Raw genomic sequence first — 17,177 nt, forward strand, 5'->3', positions numbered from 1 at the left:
CCTACTTCTTCTCGGCGCCCGCGGCGACGGCACCGGGTGCCGCGGCGTGCGGGTGGTTGAGGTCGAAGGCCGGACGCTCGGACCGGATCCGCGGCAGCGACGTGAAGTTGTGTCGCGGCGGCGGGCACGAGGTGGCCCATTCCAGCGAGCAGCCGTAGCCCCACGGGTCGTCCACGTTGACCATCGGCGCCTTCTTCGCGGTGATGTACATGTTCCAGAAGAAGATGAGCGTCGAGGCGGCGAGCACGAAGGACGAGATCGAGGAGATCTGGTTCAGCTCGGTGAAGCCGTCGGTGGGCAGGTAGTCGGCGTAGCGACGCGGGAAGCCCGCGGCGCCCAGCCAGTGCTGCACCAGGAAGGTGCCGTGGAAGCCCAGGAAGAGCAGCCAGAAGTGGAACTTGCCCAGCTTCTCGTTGAGCATCTTTCCGGTGAACTTGGGCCACCAGAAGTAGAAGCCCGCGAACATCGCGAACACCACGGTGCCGAACACGACGTAGTGGAAGTGCGCCACCACGAAGTAGGAGTCGGTGACGTGGAAGTCGATGGGCGGAGAGGCCAGGAGCACACCGGTCAGACCACCGAAGAGGAAGGTGACCAGGAAGCCGATCGTGAACAGCATCGGCGTCTCGAAGGTGAGCTGCCCCCGCCACATCGTGCCGATCCAGTTGAAGAACTTCACACCGGTCGGGACCGCGATGAGGAACGTCATGAAGGAGAAGAACGGCAGCAGCACGGCACCGGTCGGGAACATGTGGTGCGCCCACACGGTGATCGACAGGCCCGCGATGGCGATGGTGGCGGCCACGAGGCTCTTGTAACCGAAGATCGGCTTGCGGCTGAACACCGGCAGGATCTCCGTCGCGATGCCGAAGAACGGCAGGGCGATGATGTACACCTCGGGGTGACCGAAGAACCAGAACAGGTGCTGCCACAGGATGGCGCCACCGTGTTCGGCGTTGAAGACCTGTGTACCGACGATGCGGTCGGCGCCCAGGGCGATCAGCGCGGCGGTCAGGACCGGGAAGGCCAGCAGCACCAGAACGCTGGTGAGCAGGGTGTTCCAGGTGAAGATCGGCATGCGGAACATCGTCATACCGGGCGCGCGCATGCACAGACCGGTGGTGATGAAGTTGACCGCGCCGAGGATCGTGCCCAGACCGGACACGGCCAGGCCCAGGATCCACAGGTCGCCGCCCAGGCCCGGGGAACGGACCGCGTCGGACAGCGGGGTGTAGGCGAACCAGCCGAAGCTGGCGGCGCCGCCCGGGGTCAGGAAGCCGCTGACGGCGATGAGGCTGCCGAACAGGTACAGGTAGTAGCCGAACAGGTTGATCCTGGGGAAGGCCACATCGGGGGCGCCGATCTGCAACGGCATGAGGATGTTCGAGAACCCGATGAAGAGCGGGGTCGCGAACATCAGCAGCATGATGGTGCCGTGCATCGTGAACATCTGGTTGAACAGTTCGTTGGACATGATCTGCTTGCCCGGTGCGAACAGTTCCAGACGCATCAGCAGCGCCATCACGCCGCCGATGAGGAAGAACGCGAACGAGGTGATCAGGTACATGTACCCGATGACCTTGTGGTCGGTCGACGTCAACCAGTTGACGATGATCGAACCCTTACGCGACGGTGCCTGACCGTCGGTACGCGGTGCGTCGGTGGTCGTCGTGGTCATTACTCGTCATTCTCCTCGGCGTCATTCTCCTCGGCGTCCTGCGCCTCGGTGTCTTCCGCCTCGGTGTCCTCGGCGCCCTGAGCCTCGGACGCCTCGTCAGCGGCGGCCTGCCGCTGCTCGGCCTCGTCCGCCGCAGCCTGCTGCTGTTCGGCGGCCCAGGCCTCGTACTCGTCCTGAGGCAGGACCTCGACGTTGAAGAGCATGCGGGTGTGGTCCACGCCGCACAGCTCGGCACAACGTCCGATGTAGGTGTCCGCGGTGCCCTCGTTCAGGTTGACCTGGAAGGAGTTGTCGCGACCGGGGACGACGTCCATCTTGAAACCGAACGCCGGGATCCAGAACGAGTGGATGACGTCGGGAGAGTAGAGGTCGAAGTGGACGACGGAGTCCTCGGGAAGCACGAGGGTCGTCTGGGTCTCGGGGTCGGTGGTGCCGTCCGGGTTGGGGATACCAACCTCGGAGAAGAGCACCTCGCCACCGTTCTCCTTGGTGTCGTCCATGTAGTTGAACTGCCAGGCCCATTGGAAGGCCACGACCTCAACGTGGACGTCGGCGGGCTCTTCGGTGTCGAGCAGGTAGGCCTGGTCTCGCGCGGTGAAGAAGAAGAGCACCGAGATGATGACGATCGGCAGCACGGTGTAGAGCGCTTCGATGGGCATGTTGTACCGCACCTGCGGCGGCAACTGCTCAGAGCGCTTGCGGTGGAAGAGGATCGTCCAGATGAACAGTCCCCACACGAGAATGCCGACCGCGAAAGCAGCGACCCACGAGCCCTGCCAGAGCGAGAGAACACGCTCGGCCTGCTCGGTGATCGGCTCCGGCATGCCCAAACGAGCGAGATCGTTCGACGCGCAGCCGGTCGCGGCCAGCCCCAGCACGGCGAGCGCGGCGCCGCGTGGTGCCCATCGGCGCAGTGTTGAGCGCCGATTTTTTTGGCGGGTCGGACTCACGGATTGCCTTCCCAGCGGTGAAGCCCGTGGATCCTCCACGGGCGGCCTAAGTATCCAAAGCTTGTCAGGGGGAAACATTATCGCGAACCGTTCGACGTGCCGTTCATGGGCTTGCCTGGTCAGCGTGTTGCCAGACGAGCCCTCGCGGAACGCTCGACATCCCTCGCGGAGCCGGGCCAGGCCGCCCCCGAGGGACATCCTCCGGCTGGCTGCGAGGCGCGGCCCGGCGTTCCCCCGGGCCCTCGGGTCGAGACCCGTGCACCCCGCCTCCGGCGGTGATGCGCGCGTACTCGGCTCGAGACTAAGGCGAGCGTATCGCTGGATTTACGGCACCCTTAACCGGGTGCGCCTTTTCGCGCACCCCAGGTCAAGATCAGGACACGGGACGACAACCAACGGGGGTGGAAGTGTCCGAGCGACCGATCGGTCAGGGGCCTCGGGTCACCGTGGAGGCGGTGGGCCGAAAGTGCCCGATCCCGATCATCATGCTGGCCGCCCGACTGCACGAAGTGCCTATCGGGGCGGTCATCGCGGTCACCGCGGACGACCCGGCCGCGAGTGCGGACATACCGGCATGGTGCCGGATGAAGATGCACGAGTTCGTCGCCGAGCACCCCCTGGATCGGGGTAGTGCTTTTCACATCCGCAGGATGTACTGACCACTCGATGGTGTGCCCAGGACCGGAGGTCGGGGTTTCGGTTCCATTGCGATAACGATCCCCGCCATCCCTTTCTTCGGGAGTGGCGTGACACGTCCGCGGCCGGGCCGGAGGGGATCCGGCGGCGGCCACGGGCAAGGCGAAGGCCGCGCGGACCTGGGTCCGCGCGGCCTCGTCCACGAGGGGGCCGGGCTCCGAGAAAGAGTTCCGACCCACGACGTGGCAGGTGTTCTAGCGAGCGTAGAACTCGACGACGAGCTGCTCGTCGAAGGGCACCGGGATCTGCTCGCGCTTGGGGCGGTCGATGACCGCGACGCGCAGGTCCTTGTGGCTGACGGCGAGGTAACCGGCGATCTTGTCGTCGGCGTGGACGCCCTCGGCGGCCTCGACGAACGGCACCATGTTGCGGGACTTCTCCCGAACACCGATGATCTGGCCCGGCTTGACCTGGTACGACGGGATGTCGACCTTCTTGCCGTCCACGGTGATGTGGCCGTGGTTCACGAACTGACGGGCGGCGTAGATCGACGCGGCCAGACCGGCGCGCAGGACGACCGTGGCCAGACGCAGCTCCAGCTCGGCGAGCATCTCCTCACCGGTACGACCGGCGCGCTTCTTGGAGTTCTCGTAGACGCGGACGAGCTGCTTCTCGGTCAGGTCGTAGTACCAGCGCACCTTCTGCTTCTCCGCCTGACGGACGGCGAAGTCGCTGCTGTTGCGACGAACACGACGGCCGTGCTCACCGGGCGGGTACGGACGCTTCTCGAAGTAGCTGACCGCCTTACGGGTCAGCGGGGTGCCGGCGCGCCGGGACAACCGCACCTTCGGTCCGGTGTAGCGCATGCATAGTCCTTTCAGGGTGAATCAGGGAATCCCAGGTAAGGCTTGCCTAGATCTGGGAGGCGCTGGACGCGCCCGGGCCCCGCGCCCGTCGGACGGGCGTTCAGAGCGGGTTCCCCACCGTCGTGCGCGACCCTGCACGGACGGCTCGGGCGAATGAACCGGCACGCGTTTCAGCGCACCGGGGCGGTGCGGGTCTCCCCGCACGGGTCACGGCCATCCACTCTACGGGGTCCGGGGCACCACCCCGACCAGAGACGGGGTTCTCGGGTCGGGGCGGCCACGCCGGTCACAGGTGGGGACGCACCTCGTCGGCGGCCTCGGAGCCGTAGGAACGCTCGACGCGCTCCAGCAGGGAGGCCGCGGTGAGCGTGTACTCCTGCGGGCCGTCGGCCTCCAGGCAGTGCACGGCGGTGGCGTTGCCGACCTGCGCGGCGCGCTCCAGGGACAGCCCCCAGGAGTGGGCGGCCAGGAAGCCGGCGCGGAAGGCGTCGCCCATGCCGGTGGGGTCGACCAGTTCGTCCACGGCGGCGGCCGGGACCTGGATGGAGGGCTCGCCCTCACGGTCGATCCGCGCGCCCTTGGGGCCCAGCGTGGTGATACGGGTGCCGACCTTGGACAGGATCTCGGCGTCCGACCACTCGGTCTTCTGCTCGGCCAGGGCCTTCTCGTACTCGTTGGAGAACAGGAAGGAGGCGCCCTCGATGAGGCCGCGCACCTGCGGGCCCTCCATCCGGGCGAGCTGCTGGGAGGGGTCGGCGGCGAAGGGGATGCCGCGCGTCCGGCACTCCTCGCTGTGCCGGACCATGGCGGCCGGGTCGTCGGCGCCGATCAACACCAGGTCGAGTCCGCCGAGACGGTCCGCGATCGGCTGGATCTCGATGTTGCGGGCCTCGGCCATGGCGCCCGCGTAGAAGGAGGCGATCTGGTTCTGGTCGCGGTCGGTGGTGCAGACGAACCGGGCCGTGTGGCGGATCTCGGAGATACGGACGGCGGAGGTGTCGACGCCGTGGCGGTCGAGCCAGGCCCGGTAGTCCTCGAAGTCCTCCCCCGCGGCGCCGACCAGGACCGGGTTCAGACCGAACCCGCCCAGGCCGAAGCAGATGTTGGCCGCGACGCCGCCGCGGCGTACGTCGAGCTCGTCGATGAGGAAGGAGAGGGACAACTGCTGGATCTGCTCGGGGATGATCTGCTCGGCGAACCTGCCCTCGAAGGACATGAGGTGGTCGGTGGCGATGGATCCGGCAACCGCGATACGCACGGGACGTTGTCTCCTTGCTAGGGGAAGGGGTGTGACGCTCGGGACGAGCCGACCGAGCCGTCGAGGACGGGCGAGGACGTGCCCGTTCGGACCTGCCAAGGGTACCCAGAGCACCGTGCCCCCAATCCTCGGGCGTTCGGGACCTCTCCCCGTCCTTCCCCCGGAAACGGGAGGGGTGGGGGGGGGGGGGGGACACCCCCCCCCCCCCCCCGGCCCCCCCCCCCCCCCCCCCCCCCGGGGGGGGGGGGGGCCCCCCGCCCCCCCCCCCCCCCCCCCGGGGGGGGGGGGGGGGGGGTGGCCCCCCCCCCCCCCCCACCCCCGGGTCCACCGACCGCCGCGCGGCCCGTGGGAACGCTCAGTTGAAGGAGTCGCCGCAGGCGCAGGAGCCGGTGGCCATCGGGTTGTCGATGGTGAAGCCCTGCTTCTCGATGGTGTCGACGAAGTCGATGGTGGCCCCGGTCAGGTAGGCGGCGCTCTTGCGGTCGGTGACGACCTGGACCCCGTTGAAGTCGGCGATGATGTCGCCGTCGAGGTCGCGTTCGTCGAAGTAGAGCTGGTAGCGCAGCCCCGAGCAACCCCCGGGCTGGACGCCCACACGCAGGCGCAGGTCGTCACGGCCCTCCTGGTCCAGGAGGGAGCGGACCTTGTCGGCCGCCTCGTCGGTCAGGATGACTCCCTGCGCGGTGTCCTCGGTCTGAACCGTCATGTTGTAAAGCTCCTCTGGAAAGGGGTTGCGGCCGCCTGGCGCCCTCGGTCGTCGGCGAGGCGGACCCCGAAGGGTCCTGTCCTCCTCAACGGGTGCCAACACCGGGGCCCGGTGGAGCATTCCACCTTCCGACCGCCGTGTTCGCCCCGCCGCCGCGGCGCACGGTGCGTCCGTGCCCTCGACGACGTACGGATGTGCCCGTGGACACCAGGGTAATTTGTCCCCGGCCCCGATGCCATCTCCACGAACGTCCGTCCCGGAGCGTCCCGTTCTCGACCGGTCCACCCCCGCGACCTGGTGGTCGGCCTCGGCCCCGTCCCGGGTGAGGGCCGGGGCGGGGCCGTGTTCCGGGGTCGGCGCCCCGGTGGTCGCACGAGGGCGCCGAGGGGCGTCGGGCCCCGGAACGGGCCTGACACACGTGGATCCAGTGTGCGGCCTCACATCCTCGTTCCGCCAGGGCCTAAGGGCAGAAAATTCGCATAACGAACATCTTCTCTCGCATCGCGAAAGAAAAGAATCGGGTGGGGCGCATCAGAGTCCCGGGGCCCCGTAGACCGGGAACCAACGCGAACGGTCCCGCTCCATCGGCAGATCGTCCCCCAACGCCGCCTCCACCTGGAGTTCCAGCGCGTTGTCGCGCCGCTGACCTCCCGCCGGGGCGAAGGGGTAGAAGGTGCCGCGCTTGTAGAGGTAGACCAGCCCGACCCGGCGCCCGGAGCCGTCGCCGAACCCCACCAGGGAGCACAACAGCGAGGGACCGTAGCCGTTGGCCTCCAGCGTGGAGTTGACCGCGTGCAGATCGGTGACCAGGCCCGTGATGTCGGTGTCCACGAGCTCCCCTCCGGACTCCCCGCCCTCCGTCGGAGCACCGCCCCGCACCACCAGCCAGGTGTAGCCGTAGTCGTCGGTGCGCTGTTCGACCGGGGGTCCGTCACCGGCGTCCAACAGGGCGGTGACGTCGCGTTCGACGTCGGCGAAGGCCGCCCCCTCGGCCGCGCGGAAGGCCACCGACCCCGTTCCGGTCGGGGTCAGCCCCGCCCCGGCGCGCAGCGTCAGGGCCGCCGAGGGCAGACCGAAGAGCGCGTCCAGGTCGGGTTGGACCGGCTTGGAGCGCCCCAGAAGTGAACGCCAGAAGCTCATGATGTCCTTTCCGGGTGAGAGTGCCGTCCGGAGGAGCCGGAGGCGTCGTGGACACCGTCCCGGAGGGAACGGGGCCGGATGGGCCCGAGCCCCGTCAGGCCCCTCGACCGAGCTGTCGGGAGATGTCGGAGAGCTGGGCCAGGCGCTGTTCGACCGGGGGGTGGGTGGCGATCAGCTGGTTCATGCTGAACCCCTTCTTCGCGAAGGCCGGGGCGAAGAAGAAGGCGTTGAAGGGCTCGACCTGACGCAGGTCCCGGGTCGGGATGCGGGCCATGTCCCCGGTGATCTTGGACAGCGCGCTGCCCAGCATCGAGGGGCGCCCGGTGAGGTAGGCGGCGGCACGGTCGGCGGACAACTCACGGTAGCGGGACAGGGCCCGGGTGAGCAGGAAGCTCAACGCCCAGGCCACGGCGCTCACCAGGACCACCAACAGGGCGACCACCGCGGGGGCCGGACCGTTGTTGTTGCCGCGGCCGCCGGCGGGACCGGCGAACATCGCGAAACGCAGTCCGGCCTGGGTGAGGAAGCCCGCGACGATGCCGAGGAAACCGGCGATGGTCATGACCGTGACGTCGCGGTGGGCGACGTGGGAGAGCTCGTGGGCGAGGACCGCCTCCAGCTCGGGCCCCTCCAGACGGCGCATCAGACCGGTGGTCACGCAGATGACGGCGGACTTCTCGTTGTGTCCGGTGGCGAAGGCGTTGGGCACGTCGGTGTCGGCGATGCCCACCCGCGGTTTGGGCATGTCGGCCATGGCGCACAGCCGGTCGACCAGAGCGTGCAGTTCGGGCGCCTGCTGAGGGGTGACCTCCTTGGCCCCCATCGAGAACATGGCGATCTTGTCGGAGGAGAAGTAGGAGAAGAGCGCGAAGGCGGCGACGAGGACGATCACGAGCCAGATGTTGAGCCCCGCCAGGACCAGACCGACGATGAAGGCGACGTAGACCAGGACCAGAAGGAACATGGTCGTGACCATCCGGGCGGTCAGCCCCCGGTCCGGACGGAATTTCGAACCTGCCACGGCGTTTCCTCCCCCGATGCGTGGTTCGGAGTGTAGTTCGCGCAGGTGAGAATCGGGTTAAAGCGGGTCACCGCGTGTTCCCACGCCTCCGTGTTCCGTGACACACGTCGCGGCCACCGTGAGGGATCACGGCGGCCGCGATGGAGAAAGCGCGCGCAGGCACCGGACGCGATACCCCGGACCGGGGTCCGCGTCTGATTCGGGGGCTCACCCGGACGGGAGGTGACGGCCCGAGGGGGACGTTCAGCCCGGGATGAGCCCGTCGTCCTGAAGCATCTTGCGCACCTCGTCCATGCCCGCCTCAGCGTGCGGCAGGATGAACTCGGAGGGCTCCAGGGAGTCCGGAGGCAGGGGCCTGCCGTCCTCGCGCACCCGCTCCAGAAGGTCGTGCAGGGCCTTGCGGAACCTGTCCTCGTCCCCGGACTCGATCGCCTCCTCGAGGGCGGCGTCGAAGGAGTTGAGCAGGTCCAGGTCGGCGTCGGTCAGGTCCACCTGACCCTCACCCATGATGCGGACGATCACTGGCCCTCCCGGTTACCCGAACCGTTGCCACCCTCGATCTGCTGCGGGGTGGAGGAACCGCCACCGCCCAGTTCGAGCTTCATGCGCTCCAGCTCGGCCTCGACGCCGGTGGTGCTGGCCATACGGTCCAGCTCGCTCTGGATGTCGTCCTTGGGGCCGGTGCCCGTGACGTCGTCGAGGGCGCCGGAGGCCAGCAGCTCGTCGACCGCGCCGGCGCGGGCCTGCATCTCGGCGGTCTTGTCCTCCGCGCGCTGCACGGCCATGCCGACGTCGCCCATCTCCTCGGAGATACCCGAGAAGGCCTCGCTGATCTGCGTCTGGGCCTGGGCGGCGGTGTAGGTCGCCTTGATGGTCTCCTTGCGCGTACGGAAGGCGTCGACCTTCGCCTGTAGGCGCTGGGCGGCCATCGTGAGCTTCTGCTCCTCGCCCTGGAGGTTGGCGTGCTGCTCGCGCAGGCCCTCGATCTGACCGGTCAGACCGGAGCGACGGGTGAGGGCCTCGCGAGCGAGGTCCTCACGCCCCTGGGTCAGGGCGGCCCGGCTCTGGTTCTCCAGCTTGGAGGACTGCTGTTCGAGCTGCTGGATCTGGAGCTCGACCCGCTTGCGGGAGGTCGCGACGTCGGCGACACCGCGACGCACCTTCTGCAGCAGTTCGAGCTGTTTCTGGTACGAGTAGTCGAGGGTCTCCCTGGGGTCCTCGACGGAGTCCAAGGCCTTGTTGGCCTTGGACTTGAAGATCATCGAAAGTCGCTGAAACACGCTCATTGGCGTGGCCGTCCCCTTCTCGGTGCGTACATCGGCTGTTCCCAGCGGGCGCTTTGCCCAACCCTACGCGGTCTGGCCCGCGGTCGCCATAAAGCTATGACCGGCTACCCTGAGGGTGTGTTCCGACGTCGCTCCGCTTCCGCAGCCACGGATTCGGCCTCCGCCGAATCCGCCAGCCCTGAGGCCTCTGAGGCCACCCAACCTAAGGGATATACCCCCAAGAAGGGTGTGCCCACCCCTAAGCGCAGGGAATCCGAAACCTCCCCGCGCCGACCGGTGAAGGCCCCCGAGACACGGAAGGAGGCCTACCGCGCCTACCGGGACCGTCTCGATCGCCAACGTTCCAAAGGCGTCGCGCGTTCCGTTCCCGGCGCACCGAAGGGTGAGGACGCCCGTCACTTCCGGCCCCAGGACCTGAGCCCGGCCCGCGCCTACGCCCGCGACTTCATCGATTCGCGCCGCAGCGCCAGCGAGTTCTTCCTGCCGTTCTCGATCCTGATCATCCTGCTGCTCTTCGTGAACAACCCGACCTTCCAGGTGGGGGTCGCGTACGTGATCTGGCCTCTGATGATGGTCACGATCATCGCCGAGGGCGTCCTCGTGGGCCGCACCGTGAAGAAGCGCGCCACCGAGTACTTCCCCAACGACGAGCTGCTGCGGGGCATCGGCATGTACGCCGCCATGCGCCAGCTCCAGTTCCGTCGTCTGCGTCTGCCCAAGCCGCGCGTCAAGGTGGGCGAGGACCCCACCCCGAAGAGCGCGCGCTGAGCACCACCTCCCCATCCCCGTACGTCCGATGTGAGCGGGGCCGGTTCCCGTGCCGGCCCCTCACTCTCGACGTCCGTTGGGAGCGCTCCCTCCGGCCGGGGTCGCCACAGCCCGTTCCGGGCCCCGCCGACTAGAGTGCTCGACATGGAATTTCGGCATCTGGGCAGCACCGGCCTGATCATCAGCGAGATCGCCTACGGGAACTGGATCACCCACGGTTCCCAGGTGGAGGAGGACACCGCCGTCTCCTGCGTCCGCGCGGCGCTCGACGCGGGCATCACCACCTTCGACACCGCCGACGTCTACGCCCGGGGCAAGGCCGAGGAGGTCCTCGGTCGCGCTCTGAAGGGCGAGCGGCGCGACGGTCTGGAGATCTTCTCCAAGGTCTTCTGGCCCATGGGCGACGGGAAGAACGACAAGGGCCTGTCCCGCAAGCACATCATCCGCGGCTGCGAGGACTCCCTGCGCCGTCTGGGCACCGACTACCTGGACCTGTACCAGGCGCACCGGTTCGACCACACCACCCCGCTCGAAGAGACGATGCGGGCCTTCGAGGACCTGGTCCGGCAGGGCAAGGCCCTCTACATCGGTGTCTCGGAGTGGCGCGCCGAGGAGATCGAGCGGGCCCTGAGGATCGCGGACGAGATGGGCTTCGACCGGATCGTCTCCAGCCAGCCGCAGTACAACATGCTCTGGCGGGTCATCGAGTCGGAGGTCGTCCCGCTCTCCGAGCGCGAGGGCATCGGTCAGATCGTGTGGTCCCCGATCGCCGGCGGCGTCCTGACCGGCAAGTACAAGCCGGGCGCGGAGCTCCCCGCCGGTTCGCGGGCCAGTGATCCCAAGAGCGAGAAGTTCCTCGCCGACAAGGTCTCGGACCGGGTCCTGCTGGAGCGGGTCCAACTGCTGGAGCCGCTGGCGGCCGAGGCCGGTCTCACCCTCTCCCAGCTCGCCGTGGCCTGGGTCCTCCAGAACGCCAACGTGTCCGCCGCGATCATCGGCGCCTCCCGGCCCGAGCAGGTGGAGAGCAACGTCCGCGCGGCCGGGGTCCGTCTCGACCCCGCGCTCATGAGCCGGATCGACGAGATCCTCGGCGACAGCGTCCAGCGCGACCCGGCGCTCACCAAGAGCCCGGAGAACGTCCGCCTCCTCTAGAGGGGCCGAACGCATCGGGGCCCGGCGGCCGTCACGACCGCCGGGCCCCGCCGTGTCCGGAGCCCATGACCGGATGCGGTCAGGCCGACCTCGGGCCCTTGCCCCGCGCCCGCGCGCGCTCGGAGAATGAGGGCCACCACGTGAAAGGCCCCATGTCCTCCCCCGCCCCTCTCCTTCCCACGGACCCGCGCCGCATCGGATCGTTCCGAGTACACGGACGCCTGGGCGCCGGTGGGATGGGAACGGTCTACGCCGCCACGGACCCGACGGGACGGCCCGCCGCCGTCAAGACCGTGCACCGCGAATTCGCCGCCGACCACGTCTTCCGAGCCCGCTTCGCCCGCGAGGTGGAACTCGTCCGCACCGTGACCGGACATTGTGTTCCGGGTTTCCTCGACGCCGATACCCGGGCGGTCCTCCCCTGGCTGGCGATCGAGTTCGTCCAAGGGCCCACCCTCGGCCGCCATGTGCGCGAACACGGTCCCCTCGCCGGGGACGCCCTGATCGCCTTCGCGGCAGGGATCGCCGAGGCCCTGACGATGATCCACTCCCGAGGGGTCGTCCACCGGGACCTGAAGCCGGGCAACGTGATCCTGTCCCCGAACGGCCCCAAGGTGCTGGACTTCGGTATCGCCCGGGCCATCGACTCCAGTGGGATCACCCGTACCGGTCAGGCCCTCGGCACCCCGGGCTGGGTGCCACCGGAGATCTTCCACGGAGGTGCTCCCTCGACCGCCGGGGACGTGTTCGTCTGGGGCTCTCTGGTCTCCTACGCGGCCACCGGTCGACCGCCCTTCGGCCGAGGCACCCCGCAGGCGGTGGCGGCACGGATCATCGAACACCCCGCGGACACCGAGGGGGTTCCCGAGGGGTTGCTGCCCTGGGTGGACGCCGCTCTGGCCAAGGAGCGCGCCGAACGCCCCACGGCCGAACATCTGATGAGGGCGGTGGTCCGCCTGTCGGGTGAGCGGGCGGAGACGGTCGTCGACGCCACCCAGGTCCTTCCCCGGGTCCTGGCCCGTACCTGGGTGGCCCCCGTGGAGCGGCGGACCCCCGCGTGGGCGGCCGACGGCCCACGACTCCGGCGAAGGCGCCGGGGTGGACTCGTGGCGGCCGCGGTCGGCTCTCTGGTCCTGGTCGCCGGCCTGGGCTGGGGCGGAGCCCGGTGGCTCGACCAGGACGCGCGGCCCCCGGAGACCTCCGAGGAGGAGCCCACCACCGAGGAGATCCTCACCGAGGCCAACGCCGACCGCTATCTGCCCGCTCTGGCCGTGGCATCCAACCAGGGCAGTCGGCTGACCGTGTACAACGCACTGGAGGGGGATTACGTGAAGCCCGACCCCGGAGAGGTGGGGCTGAGCGCTCCGCCCGGAGCAAGCGTGCCCGGGGAGGGCACGGAGTCGATCGAGGTGGTCTTGGACTTCGGCCGGAACACCCCGCCGAGTGACAAGGGAGAGTTCCACATCACCATCACCGCCGAATTCCTTCCCGATGACGGAGCCTTCGCCATCCACCTGTCCGACTTTCTCATGTACGGAGTCGACGCGTCGGTCGATCCGAGTCGGTCCGGCCCCGACTCCCCCGGATACATCGAATACTCACTGTCGACCGCGGACGAGCCGGTCCTGCTCACCCCCGACGACCCGGTCACGGAGTTCGACCTACGCGCCGAGATACCCGACTCCGCATACCTCCACTACCTGCCTCGACCGGGAACCGCCTGGGGCCCCGGCCATGAGGACACGCCCGCCTGGGGCACCCATCTGTGCGCCGACCCCGGGGCTGAGGGGGAAGCGAGCGAAGCCATGTTCACCGGCCTGGGCGCGTACTGCTGAGAGGAAACATGAACCACCCCCCATCGCACCCTCCCCCGCGATTTCGTCGGCTCCACCCCGACGACCCTCGAAGGATCGGGCCCTACACGCTGATCGGCCGGATCGGCGCGGGCGGTATGGGCACCGTGTACGCCGGTCGGGCCGGGGACGGGCGGGTGGTCTCGGTGAAGGTCGTCCACCCCCGTCTGGCGTCCGATCCCGACTTCAGGGCCCGGTTCGCCCGTGAGGTCGAGATGGCGTCCAGGATCGTCGGCCCCCGTGTCCCCGCCGTGCTCGGTAGTGACCTGGAGTCGGACCGCCCGTGGCTGGCGACCGAATACGTCCTCGGCTCGGACCTGGGAGATCTGGTCCGTTCCCGCGGCCCGCTGCCTCGTGTGCTCCTCCCCGGTCTGGCGGCGGGGGTGGCCTCGGCTCTGGCCGACATACACCGGAACGGGGTCGTGCACCGCGATCTCAAGCCCGCCAACGTCATGATCTCTCCCGGTGGACCCCGGGTGCTCGACCTGGGGATCGCGCGCCCTCTCGATGAGACCGCCCTGACCCGGACGGGCGGCCTCGTCGGTACCCCGGGGTGGATCGCACCGGAATTGTACGAGGGAGGCGACCCGAGCCCCGCCGCCGACCTGTTCGGGTGGGGTTGTCTGGTGGCGTACGCGGCGACCGGTGCCGCCCCCTTCGGGGAGGGCCCCGGGGAGGTTTCGGCCTATCGGATCTCCCGCACCGCCCCGGAACCGCGTGGACTGCCCGAGGACGTGCTCCCTCTGGTCGAGCGGGCTTTGGACCCGGACCCGGAGCGCCGTCCCTCCGCCGACGAGGTGGTACGTGCCCTGAGCCCGACCGAACCGGTCGAGGCGTTGTTGGCGCGTACCTGGACCGGCGTTCGGGCTCAGGTACCCGAGCCCGCCTTCTCCTCAGGGGCAAGCCGTCGCCGCCGTAGAAGCGTCACAGCGGCCGCCGGCGCGGTCATCGCCATAGTGGCTCTGGGGGCGGTCGCAGGGTTGCTCTCTTCCACTACCGAGAACCCCGTGCCCAGCACGGACGACACAGCGGAGCAACTGGAAGAACCGACCTGGGACCCACCCGAAGCGGTGGCCGACGGGGTCAATCTGAGCTTGTACACGGAGGTGACCCTGGATGAGGACGGCTCCCACACGTTCTGGAGTTCCGAAGGGCGCAACTTCTATTCGGCAAGTCCTCAGAGCGTTTCCGTGACCGAACCGCCCGGGGTCGCGTTCACCATGACCGGAGGCGGGATGCCCGCCCGCGACGCGAGTTTCATCCCCGGGTCGTTCACCATCCTCACTCCGGACGCGGAGTTCGAGGAGACCGGCTCCCGACCACCGGCGGATGAGATCGACTTCGACACCCGCGAGGTCACCCTGACCTTCGCCGACGCACCACCGCGTGGACTCTTGGTCTTCGGCGACCGCGAGCGGTATGAACCCCATGTATCGGGCGCCCAGCCCGTGGGACTCTGTTACGACGCGGAGGACGGGGCGTTCTCCTTGGACTTCGACACCTGCCTGGCCGAGATCGCGGTCGACCACGCGCAGGGGGCCTGAGCGCCGCGTCGGCTCCGCGGCGCGGCGCCCCGCCCTACCTACTCGGCGCCCAGGGGCATCGTGTAGACCTCGCGGTCCTCCTCCAGGAGGGCGACCGTGCCCACGCCGGCCTCGGCCAGCTCGGACCAGTTCTCACCCAGCCAACTCTCGGCGTCGCCACGCGAGGTGAACGACTCCTCGGGCAGGCCCGTCGTCTCCACCGGAGCACCACCGGCCTCGTGGTACCGCCATGTCCATGCCATGTTCGACCGCCCTTCGTCGCCGGTTCCACGGGGACACTCGTCGAGATCCCGTGGCCGAGCTTAACCAAGCCTTGGCCCGAGATGCTGTTTACTCTTTCGGGTGCGTATCCGATTTCTGGGGACAGCGGGACAAGCGGGCTGGCCGGCGCCGCAGTGCACCTGTTCCTCTTGCAACAAGGCCCACGCGGAACGCCGTCTGCCGCTGAGGGTGACCGTCGACGACCGGTTCCGGATCCGGGACTCCGGCACCGCGGGACCGGTGCCGCCCGGTTACACGGTCACGTCCACCTCGCACGGAGTGCTGGTGGAGGCGCCCGACGGCGGCCGTCTGCTGTACGCCCGTTCCGGACCGGGTCCGACTCCGGAGGCTCCGCCGGCCGAGGCCCCTTCCGACGCGTCCTCCACCTATTCCTCCGCCCCGGAGCAGCAGGTGGACATGGTCATCGTGGACGCCGTACAGCGCCCGGAGGTCATCGGCGAGCTGCGCCGCTCGGGGGTGATCGGCGTGACCACGGCGGTGGTGGCGGTCGGCGGCGACCATCGGGTCCGTTCTCCCGAGGAGTTCGCCCGGCGCGCCCGCCTGTGGGGCGCTCTGGCTCCGGGCGACGGCACCGTGATGACCTGTCCGCCGTCGGTGTGGCCCGAGCCCCGACCGCGAGGACCGCATCGGACGCTGGTGACCGGGGGCGCCCGTTCGGGCAAGTCGACCGAGGCCGAGCTGCGACTGTTGGCCGAACCGACGGTGGTGTACGCGGCGACCGGCCCCGCCGCCGACCCGGAGGTCGATCCCGAGTGGGCCGCGCGGGTCGCCCGCCACATCGAGCGGCGTCCCTGGTGGTGGCGGACCGAGCGGACCACCGACCTGGCCGGGCTGTTGCGTCGGGAGCGGGGCGCCGTCCTGGTCGATTGTCTGGGCACCTGGCTCACCTGGGTGATGGGCGAGTGCGGTCTGTGGGAGGAGGAGCCGACCCGGGACGCGGAGGAGCGTGTGGAGACCGCCGTCCACGAGCTGTTGGAGGCCTGGCGCGCCACGTCGGCCTACGTGGTGGCGGTGACCAACGAGGTGGGCTCGGGGGTCGTGCCTGCGACCAGGGCCGGACGCCTCTTCCAGGACCACCTGGGGCTGCTGAACCAGTGGGCCGGGGCCGAGTCCGAGGACGTGGTCCTGACCGTGGCCGGACGCGTGGTGGAGCTTCGATGAGCGTCTCCGACGCCGTGGCGGGCGCGCGGATGGCGGTGGGCACGTTCACCGTCTGGCCGGTCCGGGTGGAGCGGGTCGATCGCGCGGTGGCCGGCTGGGCGATGCGTTGGGCCCCTGTCCTGGGTGGGGCTCTGGGCGCGCTGATCGGCGCGGCCACCGCGGCCGGTCTGTGGCTGGGCTGGTCGGCGCCGTTGTCCGCCTTGCTCGCGACCGGTCTGGGCGCGTTGGCGACCCGGGGACTGCATCTGGACGGTCTGGCGGATCTGGCCGACGGTCTGGGGAGTGGACGTTCGGCCGAGCGTTCGCTGGAGGTGATGCGCCGTTCCGATATCGGCCCGTTCGGGGTGCTGACCCTGTTGGTCGCGGTGGGCGCCCAGGTCCTGGCCCTGGCGGGGTTGGCCGAGCTCTCCCCTCGGGCGGTGGTGGTGGGGGCCCTGGTGGCGGGTGCGGCCGGTCGGACGGCGGCGACGCTGGCGTGTCTGCGCGGGGTCCCCTCGGCCCGTCCGGACGGGTTGGGCGCCTTCGTGGCCGGGACCGTGCGTCCTCCGGCGGCCCTGGTCTGTTCCCTGGGTCTGGTGGCGGTGTGCGCTCTGGGCCTGTTCCACTCCCCCGGGTTCGCGCTGGCCTGTGCGGCCGGGGTCGTGGTCGGCCTCGTCGCGGCCGGTCTCGTGCTGTGGCACGCGGTGCGGCGGCTGGGCGGTATCACCGGGGACGTCCTGGGCGCTCTGGTCGAGACCGCCGTCACGACGGCCCTCCTGGTGATGGTCGCGGTCGCCTCCCATCTGTGATCGACGTGGGACCGAGGGTGCCCCTGATCACCCGAGAGTGCCACCAGGACTTTCCTACCGACCGGTAACCCGACCCGGAACCCAATGT

Annotated in this window: 17 protein-coding genes; 7 read left to right on the forward strand and 10 right to left on the reverse strand. The window is 69.4% G+C overall.

All coding sequences use genetic code 11. The annotated features are described in order from the left end of the window. Position 1 precedes the first annotated feature (1 nt). Together ctaD and ctaC are read right to left on the reverse strand one after the other, a co-directional pair. Entirely contained in the window at positions 2-1,678 is a 1,677-nt protein-coding gene (gene ctaD, locus U9J66_RS24320) for an aa3-type cytochrome oxidase subunit I (protein ID WP_017535110.1), read from the reverse strand. After that, positions 1,678-2,628 (reverse strand): aa3-type cytochrome oxidase subunit II, encoded by a 951-nt coding sequence (gene ctaC, locus U9J66_RS24325; RefSeq protein ID WP_435794668.1) that lies wholly within the window; start codon positions 2,626-2,628, stop codon positions 1,678-1,680. The genes ctaD and ctaC overlap by 1 nt, the downstream gene beginning before the upstream one ends. Before the next feature lie 401 nt (positions 2,629-3,029). Between ctaC and U9J66_RS24330 the strand changes: the two genes are divergently transcribed. After that, positions 3,030-3,287 (forward strand): sulfurtransferase TusA family protein, encoded by a 258-nt coding sequence (locus U9J66_RS24330; RefSeq protein WP_014911562.1) that lies wholly within the window; start codon positions 3,030-3,032, stop codon positions 3,285-3,287. Between the two features lie 231 nt (positions 3,288-3,518). Here the strand turns inward: U9J66_RS24330 and rpsD are convergent, their stop codons facing one another. The 7 genes from rpsD to U9J66_RS24365 form a co-directional block, all read right to left on the reverse strand. Further along, complete coding sequence (gene rpsD / locus U9J66_RS24335) at positions 3,519-4,130, reverse strand: 30S ribosomal protein S4 (protein ID WP_014911417.1); 612 nt, start codon at positions 4,128-4,130, stop codon at positions 3,519-3,521. A gap of 286 nt (positions 4,131-4,416) precedes the next feature. Beyond that, positions 4,417-5,388 carry a carbohydrate kinase family protein gene (locus U9J66_RS24340; RefSeq protein ID WP_017535108.1) on the reverse strand — a complete coding sequence of 324 codons (972 nt, stop codon included), beginning with the start codon at positions 5,386-5,388 and terminating at the stop codon, positions 4,417-4,419. A gap of 355 nt (positions 5,389-5,743) precedes the next feature. Next, positions 5,744-6,094 (reverse strand): HesB/IscA family protein, encoded by a 351-nt coding sequence (locus tag U9J66_RS24345; RefSeq protein WP_014911982.1) that lies wholly within the window; start codon positions 6,092-6,094, stop codon positions 5,744-5,746. Positions 6,095-6,625: 531 nt separating this feature from the next. Next, positions 6,626-7,234, reverse strand: coding sequence for a PspA-associated protein PspAB (gene pspAB, locus U9J66_RS24350; protein ID WP_017535107.1), 609 nt, complete (start codon positions 7,232-7,234; stop codon positions 6,626-6,628). 94 nt (positions 7,235-7,328) lie between these two features. After that, the gene (htpX, locus tag U9J66_RS24355; protein WP_326338865.1) at positions 7,329-8,255 is read right to left on the reverse strand and encodes a zinc metalloprotease HtpX; all 927 of its coding nucleotides are present in this window, start codon (positions 8,253-8,255) and stop codon (positions 7,329-7,331) included. A 243-nt stretch (positions 8,256-8,498) separates the two neighbouring features. Further along, positions 8,499-8,777, reverse strand: a complete 279-nt coding sequence (gene pspAA, locus U9J66_RS24360; RefSeq protein WP_014912099.1) for a PspA-associated protein PspAA — start codon at positions 8,775-8,777, stop codon at positions 8,499-8,501. After that, on the reverse strand, positions 8,774-9,541 hold the full coding sequence (locus U9J66_RS24365; protein WP_014908714.1) for a PspA/IM30 family protein: 768 nt from the start codon (positions 9,539-9,541) through the stop codon (positions 8,774-8,776). The genes pspAA and U9J66_RS24365 overlap by 4 nt, the downstream gene beginning before the upstream one ends. Before the next feature lie 96 nt (positions 9,542-9,637). Here U9J66_RS24365 and U9J66_RS24370 point away from each other — a divergent pair, with 96 nt between their 5' ends. The 4 genes from U9J66_RS24370 (at position 9,638) to U9J66_RS24385 (ending at position 14,858) form a co-directional block, all read left to right on the forward strand. Further along, on the forward strand, positions 9,638-10,309 hold the full coding sequence (locus tag U9J66_RS24370) for a DUF3043 domain-containing protein (RefSeq protein ID WP_014913529.1): 672 nt from the start codon (positions 9,638-9,640) through the stop codon (positions 10,307-10,309). A 144-nt stretch (positions 10,310-10,453) separates the two neighbouring features. After that, positions 10,454-11,461 (forward strand): aldo/keto reductase family protein, encoded by a 1,008-nt coding sequence (locus U9J66_RS24375; RefSeq protein ID WP_161110193.1) that lies wholly within the window; start codon positions 10,454-10,456, stop codon positions 11,459-11,461. A gap of 152 nt (positions 11,462-11,613) precedes the next feature. Next, positions 11,614-13,296 (forward strand): serine/threonine-protein kinase, encoded by a 1,683-nt coding sequence (locus U9J66_RS24380; protein ID WP_326338868.1) that lies wholly within the window; start codon positions 11,614-11,616, stop codon positions 13,294-13,296. An 8-nt stretch (positions 13,297-13,304) separates the two neighbouring features. After that, positions 13,305-14,858, forward strand: a complete 1,554-nt coding sequence (locus U9J66_RS24385; protein WP_326338869.1) for a serine/threonine-protein kinase — start codon at positions 13,305-13,307, stop codon at positions 14,856-14,858. 38 nt (positions 14,859-14,896) lie between these two features. On the opposite strand, the gene U9J66_RS24390 is transcribed toward U9J66_RS24385, so the two are convergent. Continuing rightward, positions 14,897-15,100, reverse strand: coding sequence for a hypothetical protein (locus U9J66_RS24390; protein ID WP_326338871.1), 204 nt, complete (start codon positions 15,098-15,100; stop codon positions 14,897-14,899). 208 nt (positions 15,101-15,308) lie between these two features. Between U9J66_RS24390 and U9J66_RS24395 the strand changes: the two genes are divergently transcribed. Then, entirely contained in the window at positions 15,309-16,301 is a 993-nt protein-coding gene (locus U9J66_RS24395; protein ID WP_326338886.1) for a bifunctional adenosylcobinamide kinase/adenosylcobinamide-phosphate guanylyltransferase, read from the forward strand. Then, positions 16,298-17,089, forward strand: coding sequence for an adenosylcobinamide-GDP ribazoletransferase (locus U9J66_RS24400; RefSeq protein ID WP_326338872.1), 792 nt, complete (start codon positions 16,298-16,300; stop codon positions 17,087-17,089). The genes U9J66_RS24395 and U9J66_RS24400 overlap by 4 nt, the downstream gene beginning before the upstream one ends. The last annotated feature ends 88 nt before the right edge of the window (positions 17,090-17,177 follow it).

The sequence above is a fragment of the Nocardiopsis sp. LDBS1602 genome (assembly GCF_035818715.1).
GTDB lineage: Bacteria > Actinomycetota > Actinomycetes > Streptosporangiales > Streptosporangiaceae > Nocardiopsis > Nocardiopsis alba.